The organism is Streptococcus sp. KR (genome assembly GCF_002238115.1).
Lineage (GTDB): Bacteria > Bacillota > Bacilli > Lactobacillales > Streptococcaceae > Streptococcus.
The window spans coordinates 20906-35205 of the sequence record NZ_NGVM01000004.1 but is presented as its reverse complement, the minus strand read 5'-3'; the positions used below and the strand labels follow the sequence as shown (position 1 = coordinate 35205).

Here is a 14300-nt window from a genome sequence, read left to right as displayed (position 1 = left end):
TTCCAAAAAACTTTATCTTAAACTTACTAATAAAATTTTAAAAAATAAAAAGCCTACTTTATAGTAGACTTAGTAATGATCTTTAAAAGACAGGAAAGCCACGCTATCTTCATCCATCATATAAATCAAGCGATTTTCTGCGTCGATACGACGTGACCAGGCTCCTTGATAGTCATACTTGAGTGGTTCTGGTTTACCAATTCCTGTAAATGGATCGCGTTGAATATCCTTGATTAGTTTATTGATTCTTTTTAGTGTTTTCTTATCCTGAGTTTGCCAGTAGCAATAATCTGCCCAGGCATCTTCTGTAAACTTGAGTAGCATTCCTCACTCCTCAATAACATGGACTTGAGTGCTTCCAGCACGAACTTGAGCCATTCCTCGCAAAACCTTATCAGAAAGTTCCTTATTTTGAGCAATTCTCAGGGTTTCTTGGATACTATCCCACTCACTCTTTGAAAGGACTACAATGTCCTCGTCTGGATTTTTATTAACCACCGTCAAAGGCTCAAATTCATCATTTACCTTTTTCATGTAGTCCTTTAAATGATTTCGGAATGTTGAGTAAAGAACTGCTTCCATAACCATACCTCGTTTTACCTCTTTTCCACTATTATACACGAAAAGAAAGAAATTGTCAGGAACTTGTACAAGATTTTCTTTTCCATCTATTTATACTCAATGAAAATCAAAGAGTAAACTAGGAAACTAGCCGCAGGCTGTACTTGAGTACGGCAAGGTGACGTTGACGCGGTTTGAATTTGATTTTCGAAGAGTATTATTCGTAAAAAATCTCAAAAAGTCCACCTTTCAGTAGACTTAGTTTGTTTCTATTCTAATCGGCACTCTTCCAAAATTCTGTTCTGCTATACTTGGATTTCCTAGTTGGTAAATCTGGTCTGCCTTTTGAGTCATGACATCCCAAGGTTCTTTGCCAATTCGGCTGACTAGATTGACCTGCCCTTTCAGAGATTTAAGATGCTGTCTGCCTTTTTCAGTAAAGCCAAGGACATGAATGCCTTCTAGTAAGTCACTTTCTCTAGCCTGCACCAGGATATAGGTCAAGAGGCGTCTGACACGCGCCTTGGTGTAGCGTTTGGTGGCAACCGCCTCGACCATTTCTTCTAAAGACTGAGCTGTTTTGATGGCTTCCTTAATGCGCACAGCCATTTCTTGATTGACCTGATAGATAGTGGTTAGGTCTGGATTGGACAAGATTTGATAGCGGAGCATAGGAAAATAGTCTTCCCAGTTCACCTTACTGGCCTGCTCAAAAAGGGCAACCGAAGGCATAAAGCGTTCTAAGAAATCTTGGTCCTTCTGGTGCTGACGCAGGGCTGTCGCCGAGGCAAAGTCCACATCCTTATCCACAGAATGATAGCCAGCCCCCTGACGCTGAATCGGATGAAGTTTGATGTTGAGTCCCGCAACTGCCTTGACATAGGCAAGAGCAAGAACATGGTTGGGCGTATTTCCTGAAAAATCAAGACCTGCAAATTCCTTCCACATGGCCTGGGTCTTCTGGGGATAAGAAAGAGAATCAGGAAGATTTTCCACAAATTTCTCCATATCAGCGCCTTGTTCTGTGTATAAGTCAGCGATTTTCTGGTAATCCACAACTTCCTCCGTCCCAAATGCTAGAGTATCAATACCCAACCGAGCCAAGATATACACAGCGCCTTGGCCAAAGAAATCTGCCGCCTGAACACTGACTAAAAAGGGCAATTCTACTACCAGATCCGCTCCATTTTCCAGCGCCATCTGGGCCCGTGTCCACTTGTCCACGATAGCTGGCTCTCCACGCTGCATGAAATTTCCTGACATGGCTACGATTTTCAGTCCCTTCGCCTGATCCAACAGGTATTTATGTCCATTATGAAAGGGATTGAATTCCGCGATAATACCTGTGATGGTCATGGTAATCTCCTACTTCTGCGCGACAAAAAACCAACGGGTACTTGTCTCTGTCGGCTCCTTGTCCTCAAAGTCTGCATAGAGTTTGAAAGACTTAAATCCAGCCTGTTCCAGCAAAATATCATAGGTCAAAACCTCATAGGTTCGCTCCTCATGCACTTCATCGTGGCGACTAAAGGAACCGTCCGCCTCCTTAATAAAAAAGGTCAACTCATGCACAATGGAGTGAGGAGCCGCGTCCTCGTAGGTATCCCATAGCATGGCAAAATCTTCCGCATTTTCATGGTAGGAATAGCCTGGAAAAACTTCATCTGTCTGGTAGGTCGAATGCACATCAAAGATGAAGATGCCATCTTCGTTGAGAGCATTATAGACTTCCTTAAAGACGTCCCCTACTTCCACCTCATCCTGCATATAGCAGATAGAGTCCGAATAACACGTGACAAAATCATATTGACCTGACTTGGACAAATCCAGCATATTGCCTGCAATAAAGTCAATCTTTTGTTTGGCCGAAGCCGCTCTCTTTTCAGCAATCTTCAACATATCCGCACTCAAATCAATCCCAGTCACATCAAAACCAGCCTGAGAGAAGCGCACAGATTGAATTCCAGTCCCACAAGCCAGTTCCAAGAGTTTCTTTCTCTCCTTGGTCTTAGGCAAATGACGTAGCGAAAAATCCGTCCATTTATCGTATAAACTATCATCCATCACTGCATCGTAAACAGCCGCAAAGGTTTCATAAGTTGCCATAATCATGATACCAAGAGCCTCCATGGCAAACACCACTCGCCCTTTACCTTTCTATCAATTTTTCTAAAATACGCAAATAAAACCCAGTTGACTACAACTGAGTTCATCTTCTAAGCAAGAGCTTCTGAAATATCTACTGAATCCGCCTCATGCCATAGTTTTTCTAGGTTATAGTGGGCACGCATTTCTTCTGAAAAGACATGCACAACGACACCACCAAGGTCCAGCAAGACCCAACCTCCAGCTGCGTCGCCTTCGACATGACTGCCTTTAAATCCTGCTTCCGCTACTTTTTCACGGATATTATCAGCGATAGCATCCAACTGACGGCTATTCATTGAACTAGTAATAACAAAGTAATCCGTCACGCTAGTCAAATCTTGTACGTCAAGTGCGAGGATATCCTCCGCACGTTTCTCATCAGCCGCTTTCACGACTAGTTCTAGTAATTCTTTTTCGTTCATTTAGTCCTCTTTTAAAAAATATTTTTATAATCTAGGACATCTGCAAAGCGATTCTCCCAAATGTCCTCATAAAATTCATTTATCGTTTCTGCTGGAATGTCATCCCCATCAAAGGTTGTGACAGCACCTTCTGGAATAATCAGCTTATAGCCATATTCAAAGGCAACCTTGACAGAGGTATCCACACAATATTCTGTCTGCATGCCACATAAAACTAATTTTTCAATCCCCTGTTTATCAAAGTATTCTTTTAAGCCAGTTTCTTTGAAAATACTATTATACTTCTTCTGAAAGACCTTTTCATCAGGTTTTCGATTTAAAAGCGCAGATAACTGCCAATCTTCTGATGTTTGAGCTTCAGGATTCTCAATATGTTGAACATAGATAATTTCGATATTCTTACTTCTAGCCTGGTTTTGTAAATAAGAAATTTTTTCCAATAGACTATTTGTCTGAAAACCGGTTTCCACTAAAATATTCTGAACATCAATGATTATAAAAGCCGTCTTCATTTAGTCCTCTTTCAAATAGTGCACAAAGGCGTTATAGGTTTCAAGGGTTTGGGGATAGATGGGGAATTCCTGATGAGCTAGATGCTCCACGGTACGAGCTGTTTCGTAGGCCACCGCCTTATTGAGCGATAGACTTGCAATCTCACGTGCCACATCTACTCCAGGAAAGGCTCGATTGTGCTCGATATAGTCTGCGACATAGATAACCTTATCAAGATCAGTCATCTGGTCAGCCCCGACTGTATGGATTTCAATGGCTCGCAGGATTTCTGGATCATGCAAATCCAAGTCTTCTTGAATCTTGTAAATTCCAACCATGCCATGCCAGACGTTATTGCCCCAGTTTTTGAGGTCAGGGTCTAGCTGATATCGGTCAATCAAGTCTAGAAATTCCTGATCTGACAACTTCTTAGCATAGTCATGAAGAAGGCCTGCTAGACCTGCTTTCTCGGCATCGACTCCAAAGCGCTGGGCTAGTTCTATGGCTGCACGCTCCACACCCAAGCAGTGGGTTAACCGTTTTTCAGGCAGAAGCTCTGCCATTTTTTCCAACAAAGCCTCACGGGAACAGTCGATATAGTCTTGATAGGCCATCAGTAAAGTTCCTCCTTCTCGATGTAGTCTAGCACAGGCTGAGGTAGGAGAAAGTTGGGTTTTCGTCCTTGGACAATGAAGTCACGCACCATGCTAGACGAGATATCCATGAGAGGAACATCCACCCAGATAACTGGATAAGAAGTTCCAGCCTTATAGCGTGGGCGCTGAACTCCCACAAACTGAACCATGTCGACCAGTTCATCAATCCGGTACCACTTAGGCAGATAGTCCACCATGTCGGCACCGATGATAAAGTAATAATCCGTGTCTGGATTCTTCTCAGTTAAAAGTTTCATGGTGTCGTAGGTATATGAAATACCCTTGCGCTCCAACTCAATAGTTTCAATGTCCAGACCTTCAATCCCCTCAATCGCCAATTCAAGCATCTTGAGACGATGGTGTTCAGGGATGGTTTCTTTTTTATCTACGTGAGGAGGTTGGTATTCAGGCATGAGCAAGACTTGATCCAGTCCTAACTGCTGACGTACTTGGTCCGCAACGATCAGATGGGCATTGTGAACAGGGTTAAAATTTCCTCCTAAAATCCCGACTTGTTTACGTTTCTTCTCCTTGATTTCTGGCTCCAACTCTACCTTGGTAAAGGGAGTCAATAGTTCGATTGCCATAGGCTAGTCTCCTTTATTTCTCTGTAAAAACAGTTGTTTGGAGTAGGTTTTTTAGATTTCTTTGACTTTTTTAGAAATCTTGCGATTTTCTTTCTTGCTAGATTGTTTAAACAAAATCAAGATGCGTCCGATTTTTTGGACTGTATCCACACCGATTTCTTCTTCCAAGATTTCAGCTACTTCGTGGATATTTTCATCTGTGTTTTGCAAGAGCGTTACTTTAATCAATTCACGGGCGTCAAGTGCTTGACGGACGCTGGTTTTGATTTGATCGTTGAGGCCATTTTTCCCGATTTGAATGATGGGTTTTAGGGTATGTGCCTGGCTGTTGAGGAAGGCACGTTGTTTTGATGTTAATGACATAATTTCTTTAAAAGAGTTTCTTTTTATACTTTTCTGAAGTGGTGACGGACGTCAGCAAAGTCCTTCGGACTTTCATGACTAAAATTTGAGCCTAAAGTCTCAAATTTTCCGCAGTTGGTACAATCACTTGTACCAACTGACACCACGGCGAAAAGTATTCTCTACGGGCTCGCAACGCTCGCCTTAATAAAGATAACCCTTTCCTTTCTGTGTTTAAATAATTGCTTTTCGTGTGACAACGGCGACGCCTTCTGGTGCCCAGACGGCGACTTTGGCGGTGCCTGTTACGCGGATCCAGCCGAGTCCAGAGATGACTAGGTCTGTCTTGTCCTTGATGGTAAATACATGCTCAACCAGTTTAGGAAAATCTTCTTTTTCCTTACTATTTGGTGGTGTTAGAAGGGTTCCAAGGTGCTTATCGTAGAAAGCACTAGCGCCTTCAAGCTTGGTACGATGGAGTTTGAGTTCATTATCAAAGAAGGCTGTGAAACCTTGCTTTTCACCAGTGATGAAATCAAAGCGTCCTAGACCGCCTAGAAACAAGGTTTGCTCTGGATTGAGCTGATAGGTTTTAGGCTTGATTTCCTTTTTAGGGCTGACATACTTGAGGTTTTTGGCCGTCAAGTAGTGAGCCATCTGGTGACGGTGGATAATCCCCGGTGTATCGTAGATATAAGATCCGTCATCAAGCGGAATCTCAATCTTGTCCAAGGTTGTCCCTGGGAAGCGTGAAGTCGTGATGACATTCTGATCACCCGTAATTTCTTGGATAATGGCATTGATAAGGGTTGATTTTCCAACGTTGGTCACACCGACCACATAGACATCACGGCCCTTTCGGTAGTGCTCGATTTTGTCTATGACTTCCTTAATAGCATGCTTGTTTTGGGCTGAAGTTAAGACGACATCCACAGGACGAAGTCCCTCTTCGTGGGCACGTTCCATGAGCCACTGGCTAATCTTACCAGGCTTAACTGACTTAGGCAGGATATCTTTTTTATTTCCCACCAAGAGGACATCATTGCCCGATACAAAGCGTGGCAAGCCTGGAATGACAGAGCCATTAAAGTCAAAGATATCAATGACATTTACCACTAAGGCATCACTGTCTCCCACCTCGTGCAAGAGCTTGAGGAAATCATCGTCCGTCAACTGGACATCTGTGATTTCATTGTAGTGGCGGAGACGGAAACAGCGTTGGCAATAGACTTCACCCGTCTCCAACCCTTTTTCAAGTGCCGACTGGGGAGTAAAACCAAGACCAGCCTTGTCTGTCGTCTGAATGGTTGCTCCACAACCAATACAGAGAATTTCTTCCATAGTTAAATTCCTTTTTTATATGTAATCGGTCCGTACTTTTCAGTGATTTTTCGCATCACACGGCGCTCACGAGCTCGGTTAATTTGCGTTTTGATCGAGTCATGTTGGACCAAGGGTTTGACTAAAATCGAGCGAATGCCCGCACGGTGGGCTGCTCGAATATCTGTCATGAGCTGGTCGCCAACCATGACCACTTCGCTTTTATCATAGTGGAATTCCTTCATGGCACGATCAATCCCAAATGTGAAGGGCTTCAAGGCCCAATAAACGTAATCAATTCCAAACTTCTCAACTGCTCGTTGGACGCGTTTTTTAGTGTTATTTGATACCACAATGATGCGAATGCCCGCGTCCCGAAGATCATGTAGCCATTGCTTCATCTCTGGCGTCCCGTCAGGGTTGTTCCAAGCAATGAGGGTATTGTCCAAATCGACCAAAACAGCCTTGATTCCATGCGCCTGCAGGCTTGGGACTGTCAGATCATAGACTGCTTCCACAGCAAAGTCTGGCATGTAGTTTTCAATCACCATTTTGGCTCCTTTTCTTTTATTTTCTAGTAATTTTCTTCAGCCATTGAGATAAGGCCACCCATAAAATCAAGCTAGTCATTAAGATATAAATCCAAGCATTTGGCTCTTCTGTAAATGGTAGAGGAACATTCATTCCGAAGAAACCTGTAATAACCGCAAGTACTGCTAGTAAGACGGAGATAATAGTCAAAATTGACAAACTATCATTCAAGTTATTGTTTAGGATGTTGTTGTAAGAAGCTGAGAGTTGTTGCAAGACTTGAGAAATCAAGTCTGTCATAGACACCAACTGATGGGCTTCAATCATGGCATCATCAAACTGCTCTCGTTCGACATCATTAAATCTCCGATAAAGAGCATGGCCCTGGATATGTTCCAAGAGGAGTCGATTTTGTTTTGCTGCTGCTGTCAAGTAAACCATACCAGTCTCCAAGTCAGAGAGGGCGAAGAGATTTTTCTTTGTTGTAGTTTGACGTAGCAAGGCACTAATTTCGTCCTTACTTTTATCCATCTCTTCAATGACAGGATAATAAGCGTTACTGATAATCTCTAAACCAGCAAAGAGAAACTTGTAAATAGAAAGCGACTCATGGCTATCCAGATAAGCTGACATCTGATCAATGACATAAGCATTCTTATGGTTGCTGATGGTAATCATTCGTTGTCTTTCGACGATAAAGGTCATGGGAATCGCTTCATAATATTCTTTGTCTTTTTCTAAATCAAGAACATTATAAATAAAGGTCACAGTCCCATTTTCACGGTGATAATCCATGTGGGCACGCTCATTCCTATCCAGCGCATATTCGATGGTTTCCTTGTCCAAACCGTAGATTTCAGAAAGGTCCTCTAGTTTTTTCAACTTGTCCAAATCTAAGTTAATCCAGGTACAACCGTTGCCCAACTGTTTTTCTAAAAACATCTTCTCTCCTTTACCAAACTCTTTCTATTGTACCATAAATCTGCTAAAATTTCAGACCTGGTCTGTCCGAGAGAAATTGCTGACGACGGTGATATTCCGATTGGGAACGAAGTGCAGAACCTGATCTTCTCCTCTGAGTTGCGTTGTTCGAATGCCGACACTGACAACCTTGCCCGATACGGTAATAGGACCATTTGTCAAAACGACCTCATCTCCCACATCCAGTTGACGTTCAAAGAGGATGAAAAAGCCATTGATGACATCAGATAGAAAGCCTTGGGCTCCCATTCCAATAGCCACCCCAGCAATCCCAGCCCCTGCCAGCAAACTAGAAACTGGCAAACCTAAAATCGACAAAATGCAGTAAAGCAAAAAGAAATAAAGGGTATAATTAAACACATTTTCTAACAGACGTGAGATGGTTTTCTGACGCCCGACATCATGACGAGACATTTTTAGAGAAGGTTTGACAATTCTCTGCACCATGGTATGGAGCAATTTCTTAGCTATATAAAAGAGTAAAAATAAGAATAACAGAGAAATTAACTTGGTTAAGATATTTTCAATAATCGTTGTTATATCAAGCTTATTGAGGTAGGTTTGAATAAATTCTTTCATAGAAAACTCCTTTCATTTATTATACCATACTTTTACAAGTGATGAATCTCCATAAATATTCAAAAATAACAGCCAAAATAGACAGAAAATTCTTGATTTTAGCTCATATTTATACTATAATCATAAACATTACACAACAAAGGAGATTGTTATGAAAAAATTCATTCATGCTTGGAATAAGGCGAGTCTAATCAAACGAATTTTGATTGGCATGCTTATTGGAGGAACCCTAGGGCTGACACTTCCTAACATTTCAGGAATTGGTTTACTTGGAGATCTCTTTGTTGGTGGCCTCAAAGCCATCGCACCTATTCTAGTCTTTGCCCTCGTTGCCAATGCCCTTTCCCAACATCAAAAGGGTCAAGATAGCAACATGAAAACGGTTATCCTCCTTTACTTGGTGGGAACCTTTGCAGCGGCACTTGTTGCTGTCCTAGCAAGCTTCATCGTCCCTGTTGAGATTACCTTAAATAGTGCCAATACAGAAATCGCACCACCAGATGGAATTGGCCAGGTCCTCAGCAATCTCTTGCTCAAACTGGTTGACAATCCAGTCAATGCCCTCGTTACTGCTAACTACATCGGTATCTTATCTTGGGCAGTTGTTTTCGGGATTGCTATGAGAGAGGCCAGCAAAAATAGTAAAGAATTGCTGAAAACTATGGCTGATGTGACTTCTAAGATTGTCGAATGGATCATCAATCTAGCTCCATTTGGTATCCTTGGTCTTGTCTTCAAAACCATCTCTGATAAGGGAATCGGAAGCCTAGCTAACTACGGAATCTTGCTTGCCCTCTTGGTGACAACTATGTTCTTTGTCGCTCTGGTTGTCAATCCATTGATTGCCTTCCTCTTTATGAAGAGAAACCCTTATCCCCTCGTTTGGAAATGTTTGCGTGTCAGCGGTGTTACAGCCTTCTTCACTCGTAGTTCTGCGGCTAACATCCCTGTCAATATGAAACTTTGCCACGACCTCGGTCTGGATCCAGATACCTATTCTGTTTCTATCCCACTTGGTTCTACTATCAACATGGCAGGGGCAGCGATTACTATTAACGTTTTAACCCTTGCTGCAGTAAATACTCTTGGAATCCCTGTTGACTTTGCCACAGCCTTTGTCCTCAGTGTAGTAGCAGCAATCTCAGCCTGTGGTGCTTCTGGTATTGCCGGAGGATCCCTCCTTCTTATCCCAGTTGCTTGTAGCCTTTTTGGTATTTCTAACGATATTGCCATGCAAGTTGTTGGGGTTGGATTTGTGATTGGGGTCATCCAAGACTCATGTGAAACAGCCCTTAACTCTTCAACAGATGTCCTCTTTACTGCTGTTGCCGAATACGCAGCAGCCCGTAAAAAATAACTCATAAAGACAAGCCTGCTCAGGTCTTGTCTTTTCCGCTTTTATTATAACTTACTAGGAAATCCTTATGTCTATTAGCCAACGTACGACTAAGCTCATCTTAGCTACCTGTCTTGCCTGCCTTCTTGCTTACTTTCTCAATCTCTCCTCAGCTGTCTCGGCTGGAATAATCGCCCTCTTGAGCCTATCCGATACCCGTAGAAGTACCTTAAAACTGGCCCGAAATCGCCTCTTTTCCATGCTTCTAGCTTTGGTTATCGGAGTTCTGGCTTTTCACTTGAGCGGATTTCATATCTGGAGCCTCGGCCTCTATCTAGCCCTCTATGTGCCTCTAGCCTACAAGATGGGCTGGGAAATTGGCATCACACCAAGTAGCGTTTTGGTTAGCCATCTCTTGGTGCAAGAGTCAACCTCTCCAGACCTCCTAGTCAATGAATTCCTTCTCTTTGCTATCGGTACAGGATTTGCCTTACTGGTTAATCTCTACATGCCTTCACGAGAAGAGGAAATTCATCACTACCACACATTGGTAGAAGAAAAGTTAAAAGATATTCTCCAGCGCTTCAAATATTATTTATCCAGAGGGGATGGACGCAACCGAGCACAGTTAGTTGAAGAATTGGACACCCTTTTGGAAGAAGCCCTCAGACTGGTCTATTTGGATCACTCTGACCACCTCTTTCACCAGACTGATTACCATATCCACTACTTTGAGATGAGACAGCGACAAAGTCGTATCCTGCGAAACATGGCCCAGCACATCAACACCTGTCACCTAGCTGCCAGTGAGAGCCTGATTTTGGCCCAACTCTTTTCAAAAATTGCAGCTCAACTGAGCCAGACCAATCCTGCTTCTGATTTGCTAGATGAAATTGAACGCTATCTGGAAGTCTTCCGGAACCGTAGTCTACCCAAGACAAGAGAAGAATTTGAAACCCGCGCCACCCTTCTTCAACTCCTACGCGAGGCCAAAACCTTCATCCAAGTAAAAGTTGACTTTTACCAAAAATATGGACAGTAAAAAAGAAAACTTCAGACCAATCACAAAAGGTGAATATCTGAAGTTTTCTTTTATTTGTAAGTTATTACCATAAATGTTAACAGTAAAACGAATAAAGCCAAACTCACCAATAATGTGAGAACCTTGACCAAGGTATTACTCTGCCAGTAGCTCGGTTTCCCAATATTACTGGTCGCATCCATGGAAAATAGTTGATTTTGACGAGGTTGTATGGTTACCAATACAATCAAAGCAAGAGAGAGGATAATAGCTAAAACAATCAGAATATCAGTCATAGGCCTACCTCAAAATTCCCAACAAAGTAAAGAGTAAACCAATCAGAATCATTAAACCCAAGATGAGTGAAAAAGTTTTACTAATCTTTTCCCCTCGGGTTTCTTTTTCCTTCTTAATCGGTTTTTGTTTCAACTCTTCCATGCGACCTTCAACGTCTTTGTAAAATAAATCTTCCTCTGACATATTAGCCTCCTAAAACAGTTTGCATGGTTTCCTGATATCGCACCAAGTCAACATAATTTGCATGTTGGCCTTGTTTGCCAAGTGCCAGACTCATTTGAGTAACATCTGAAAGGGCCAGTTTAATGGTCTCAGCCAAAGCAGAAACTTCACTACTTTCAAATAGATGATCAGGAGCGATATAGAGTCTATTGTGCACTGTCTGATTAAATCCAAGAATCAAGAGATTGTGTTCAAAGGCCTGACGCACCGCCTGCAACAACTCATTGCTGTGGTTTATATCCAAGTAAATATCCGACAATTGATAGAGCTCCTGAATCTTCTGTGGGCTAGCATTCTGATAAAGGACCACATTAGGATAGCGAAGCATATCTAAGAGCTTAGAGGACATTTCTGTCACCGCTGCGATACGGAAGGTAACATCAGGCAAGGCTTCTACGATTGCTTCCACTTGCTCAATCTGATCTGAATTAGTCAAGATTAAGGCATCTCGTCTTAGGAAATTATCCCGTTTGAACTGATAATGGTAACCCAAATGCATAAACTGAGCATGGTATTTCTCGTCAGTCAACTCTAAAGCACGTTCATAAGTCGCCTTGTTTGGAATGATGATTTTCTTAGTACGCACATCATCACTTTCCAAAATCAACTGCATATTGCCTGGAATACTTTCGTAGAGAGGTTCCTGCCAAACCAAAACATCTGATCCAGACTTATCTGGATGATGGAAGGAAACTAAGAAAGGTGTCGCTAGAGTATTAAAGATAAGCTGACTGGTATCGATTTCCAAATCTTGCAAAAAGAAGGTGATAAATTCAACCTTATTTGCAAAGTAACGCATGGACTGACCAGGTAAGGTCAATAAGATATCACCCGTCACATGGTTTTCAAGTAAAACCTCCTGGCCATTGATATCTTGGTAAACCGTCATGATTGGCTCACTATCTGTGCTATAGGTTGTTGTAGCAAAGCAAGCTCCGAAGCGATTGTAATGATCAATTTGACGGACTCGACCTTCCAAGTCTTTCCAATCTACCTGTTTAACCAAGCGAGCCTGCATTCCATCAGCATAATGAATAACAGCTCTCTCCTGCGTCATATCTTCAATACGAGCAGACTGATTATTGCCTGAAATTTCCCAAAAAGCTGGAACAGGAACTTGGTTGAAATAGAGAGGTTTTCCCTTTTCATAGCCTAGATAATAGGTAAAGGGAGAGACCAGACCATCAGGCAGAAAACCATCTGCATCGATGACCACTCCAAGTTGAGAAAGACCAGTAGCGACTAGACTTTCATGTAAATCTCGACTTTCCTGACTATAACGATCATAAAGTTCAATCATGGAGCACCTCCTCTACTGTTTTCTTCCACTTTTCTAAAATTTCTTCGGTTAAGAAACCTTCTGCAATTTGGTAAGAATGGGCACGCATAGCTTCTAAACGATTTTCTTGATACAGTTGACAAATCTTAGCTGCGTAAGCTTGCTTAATTTGGTCTTCCACATGGTCAGATGAACTTGGAATCAGATAACCATTTTGACCATCCTCTATAAAAGTCTGATTGCCATAAGGTACATCAAAACCGATTAGGGGTAGACCTGAACCAATCGCTTCCATCAAGGTCAAACCAAATCCTTCGCTAGTAGAAGCCGTCAAGTAGACCTCATACTGGCTATAAATCTGCGAAAGTTCCGCATGTCCCTTGAGCTTGATGTAATCCACAGCCTGATGAGATGCAATAATTTCTCTGAGCAGAGAATCCTCCCCACCACTACCATAGATATCAAAGGTTAATTCGGGTATTTCCTTACGAGCCTCAATGACCGCCTTGACCAACCAGTCAATGTGTTTTTCTTTGGCAAGACGCGAAGCGGTAATCAATGAAAAGGGCTTACGTCCCTGACTTGACTCAGTGAAAGTATCAATACTACCTACAGGAATGGTAACAACCTTTGGTTGATGCTGAGTATATTTGGCAAATTGATCTTGCAACACTTCCTTTTGTCTATCAGTTGATACGATAAAGAAGTCAACCTTATCTGCATTGGTAAACTGATAGTCATAATAGTTATTCCAAAGGATATAGTCCTCATTTGTAGCATTTTCACTATAATGCTCCGCGTGAACGACTACCGCTAGGTGCGCTACTTGTGCTTCTTCAAACACAACCTGTCCAATGCCTGTCTCCCTATCCAGAATAACCAAATCAGACTTGTTCAAATTCAAGGATTTCATAAAAGCACGCATGAAAGCTGGCTTTCCATAGAAAATCTTATCCTTGAAACGGTAAACTTCTTCCTTGCCTTGATTCATCAAGATATCATAGGCTGGAGTTCCGTCTTCATTGTAAAAAGTTCGTTGGTATAGGACTGCAACATTGTCCTTGGGAGCAAAGTATTCGCTACAATAACGCGTATAAGAGAAATAATCCTTACGAATCAGGTTGCCCTTAAAAACATACTCTACATACTGGACCAAGTCCTTGTCCTCATCAACCAAATAACAGGTAACAAACTTATCTTGGTCAGAAAAGAAGACACGCAAAACCTTGCCATTCTTTTCTCTACGACTTTCAACACCGTCAAACCTAGCCAAAACATCCTCAACCGTCACGCTAGTCGGTGCAATCTTGATATCTGTAAAGTGATTATAAAGCCAAATAACTTGCTCATCATCAAAACCAATATTGGCTGTCAGATGCTGAATATTATCAGCTAGAATCATATCTGTAAAGATAAACTTAGAGGACAGATTTAATTTCCGAAAAACACCAGCACGGTAGGCTTGGGCGTATTCAACACCACTACTAGCCCAGCCAAGTCCTAAATTTATATTGTAAATTGTCATA

19 protein-coding genes are annotated in these 14300 nt (G+C 42.1%); 2 read left to right on the top strand and 17 right to left on the bottom strand.

Translation table 11 applies throughout. The annotated features are described in order from the left end of the window. Window positions 1-69: 69 nt before the first annotated feature. The 13 genes from CBI42_RS02275 to CBI42_RS02215 all read right to left on the bottom strand — a co-directional run bounded on the left by CBI42_RS02275 (window position 70) and on the right by CBI42_RS02215 (window position 8619). Window positions 70-324 (bottom strand): Txe/YoeB family addiction module toxin, encoded by a 255-nt coding sequence (locus CBI42_RS02275; protein ID WP_094753153.1) that lies wholly within the window; start codon window positions 322-324, stop codon window positions 70-72. A 3-nt stretch (window positions 325-327) separates the two neighbouring features. After that, window positions 328-582 carry a type II toxin-antitoxin system Phd/YefM family antitoxin gene (locus CBI42_RS02270; RefSeq protein WP_000388572.1) on the bottom strand — a complete coding sequence of 85 codons (255 nt, stop codon included), beginning with the start codon at window positions 580-582 and terminating at the stop codon, window positions 328-330. 237 nt (window positions 583-819) lie between these two features. Further along, entirely contained in the window at window positions 820-1917 is a 1098-nt protein-coding gene (locus CBI42_RS02265) for a nucleotidyltransferase (RefSeq protein WP_094753152.1), read from the bottom strand. A 9-nt stretch (window positions 1918-1926) separates the two neighbouring features. After that, window positions 1927-2667 carry a class I SAM-dependent DNA methyltransferase gene (locus tag CBI42_RS02260; protein ID WP_306425620.1) on the bottom strand — a complete coding sequence of 247 codons (741 nt, stop codon included), beginning with the start codon at window positions 2665-2667 and terminating at the stop codon, window positions 1927-1929. A gap of 110 nt (window positions 2668-2777) precedes the next feature. Next, window positions 2778-3131 carry a ribosome silencing factor gene (gene rsfS, locus CBI42_RS02255; RefSeq protein ID WP_094753151.1) on the bottom strand — a complete coding sequence of 118 codons (354 nt, stop codon included), beginning with the start codon at window positions 3129-3131 and terminating at the stop codon, window positions 2778-2780. An 11-nt stretch (window positions 3132-3142) separates the two neighbouring features. Beyond that, complete coding sequence (locus tag CBI42_RS02250) at window positions 3143-3643, bottom strand: cysteine hydrolase family protein (protein ID WP_094753150.1); 501 nt, start codon at window positions 3641-3643, stop codon at window positions 3143-3145. Beyond that, window positions 3644-4237: a bis(5'-nucleosyl)-tetraphosphatase (symmetrical) YqeK gene (yqeK, locus tag CBI42_RS02245; protein WP_094753149.1), complete on the bottom strand. Its 594-nt coding sequence runs from the start codon at window positions 4235-4237 to the stop codon at window positions 3644-3646. Then, on the bottom strand, window positions 4237-4866 hold the full coding sequence (locus CBI42_RS02240) for a nicotinate-nucleotide adenylyltransferase (protein ID WP_004260853.1): 630 nt from the start codon (window positions 4864-4866) through the stop codon (window positions 4237-4239). Before CBI42_RS02240 ends, yqeK begins: the two co-directional genes overlap by 1 nt. Window positions 4867-4917: 51 nt before the next feature. Continuing rightward, window positions 4918-5229, bottom strand: coding sequence for a ribosome assembly RNA-binding protein YhbY (gene yhbY / locus CBI42_RS02235; RefSeq protein ID WP_000060169.1), 312 nt, complete (start codon window positions 5227-5229; stop codon window positions 4918-4920). 213 nt (window positions 5230-5442) lie between these two features. Further along, the gene (yqeH, locus tag CBI42_RS02230) at window positions 5443-6549 is read right to left on the bottom strand and encodes a ribosome biogenesis GTPase YqeH (RefSeq protein ID WP_061864345.1); all 1107 of its coding nucleotides are present in this window, start codon (window positions 6547-6549) and stop codon (window positions 5443-5445) included. A gap of 2 nt (window positions 6550-6551) precedes the next feature. Further along, a complete protein-coding gene (locus CBI42_RS02225) occupies window positions 6552-7079 on the bottom strand; it encodes a YqeG family HAD IIIA-type phosphatase (RefSeq protein WP_000234216.1) in 528 nt (175 codons plus the stop codon). Between the two features lie 16 nt (window positions 7080-7095). After that, a complete protein-coding gene (locus CBI42_RS02220; RefSeq protein ID WP_000478241.1) occupies window positions 7096-8001 on the bottom strand; it encodes a magnesium transporter CorA family protein in 906 nt (301 codons plus the stop codon). A gap of 51 nt (window positions 8002-8052) precedes the next feature. Further along, the gene (locus CBI42_RS02215; RefSeq protein ID WP_004260843.1) at window positions 8053-8619 is read right to left on the bottom strand and encodes a mechanosensitive ion channel family protein; all 567 of its coding nucleotides are present in this window, start codon (window positions 8617-8619) and stop codon (window positions 8053-8055) included. Between the two features lie 151 nt (window positions 8620-8770). On the opposite strand from CBI42_RS02215, the gene sstT reads away from it, so the two are divergent. Together sstT and CBI42_RS02205 are read left to right on the top strand one after the other, a co-directional pair. Beyond that, window positions 8771-9976, top strand: a complete 1206-nt coding sequence (gene sstT / locus CBI42_RS02210) for a serine/threonine transporter SstT (RefSeq protein WP_084864846.1) — start codon at window positions 8771-8773, stop codon at window positions 9974-9976. Between the two features lie 67 nt (window positions 9977-10043). Then, a complete protein-coding gene (locus CBI42_RS02205; protein WP_023946543.1) occupies window positions 10044-10997 on the top strand; it encodes an aromatic acid exporter family protein in 954 nt (317 codons plus the stop codon). A gap of 50 nt (window positions 10998-11047) precedes the next feature. Here CBI42_RS02205 and asp5 read toward each other — a convergent pair whose 3' ends face one another. The 4 genes from asp5 to gtfA are packed head-to-tail and all read right to left on the bottom strand — an operon-like array spanning window position 11048 to window position 14299. Next, window positions 11048-11272 (bottom strand): accessory Sec system protein Asp5, encoded by a 225-nt coding sequence (gene asp5 / locus CBI42_RS02200; protein WP_004260825.1) that lies wholly within the window; start codon window positions 11270-11272, stop codon window positions 11048-11050. Window positions 11273-11276: 4 nt separating this feature from the next. Then, entirely contained in the window at window positions 11277-11456 is a 180-nt protein-coding gene (asp4, locus tag CBI42_RS02195; protein ID WP_094753148.1) for an accessory Sec system protein Asp4, read from the bottom strand. A gap of 1 nt (window position 11457) precedes the next feature. Beyond that, a complete protein-coding gene (gtfB, locus tag CBI42_RS02190) occupies window positions 11458-12795 on the bottom strand; it encodes an accessory Sec system glycosylation chaperone GtfB (RefSeq protein WP_094753147.1) in 1338 nt (445 codons plus the stop codon). After that, window positions 12788-14299 (bottom strand): accessory Sec system glycosyltransferase GtfA, encoded by a 1512-nt coding sequence (gene gtfA, locus CBI42_RS02185; RefSeq protein ID WP_094753146.1) that lies wholly within the window; start codon window positions 14297-14299, stop codon window positions 12788-12790. Before gtfA ends, gtfB begins: the two co-directional genes overlap by 8 nt. Between the last annotated feature and the right edge of the window lies 1 nt (window position 14300).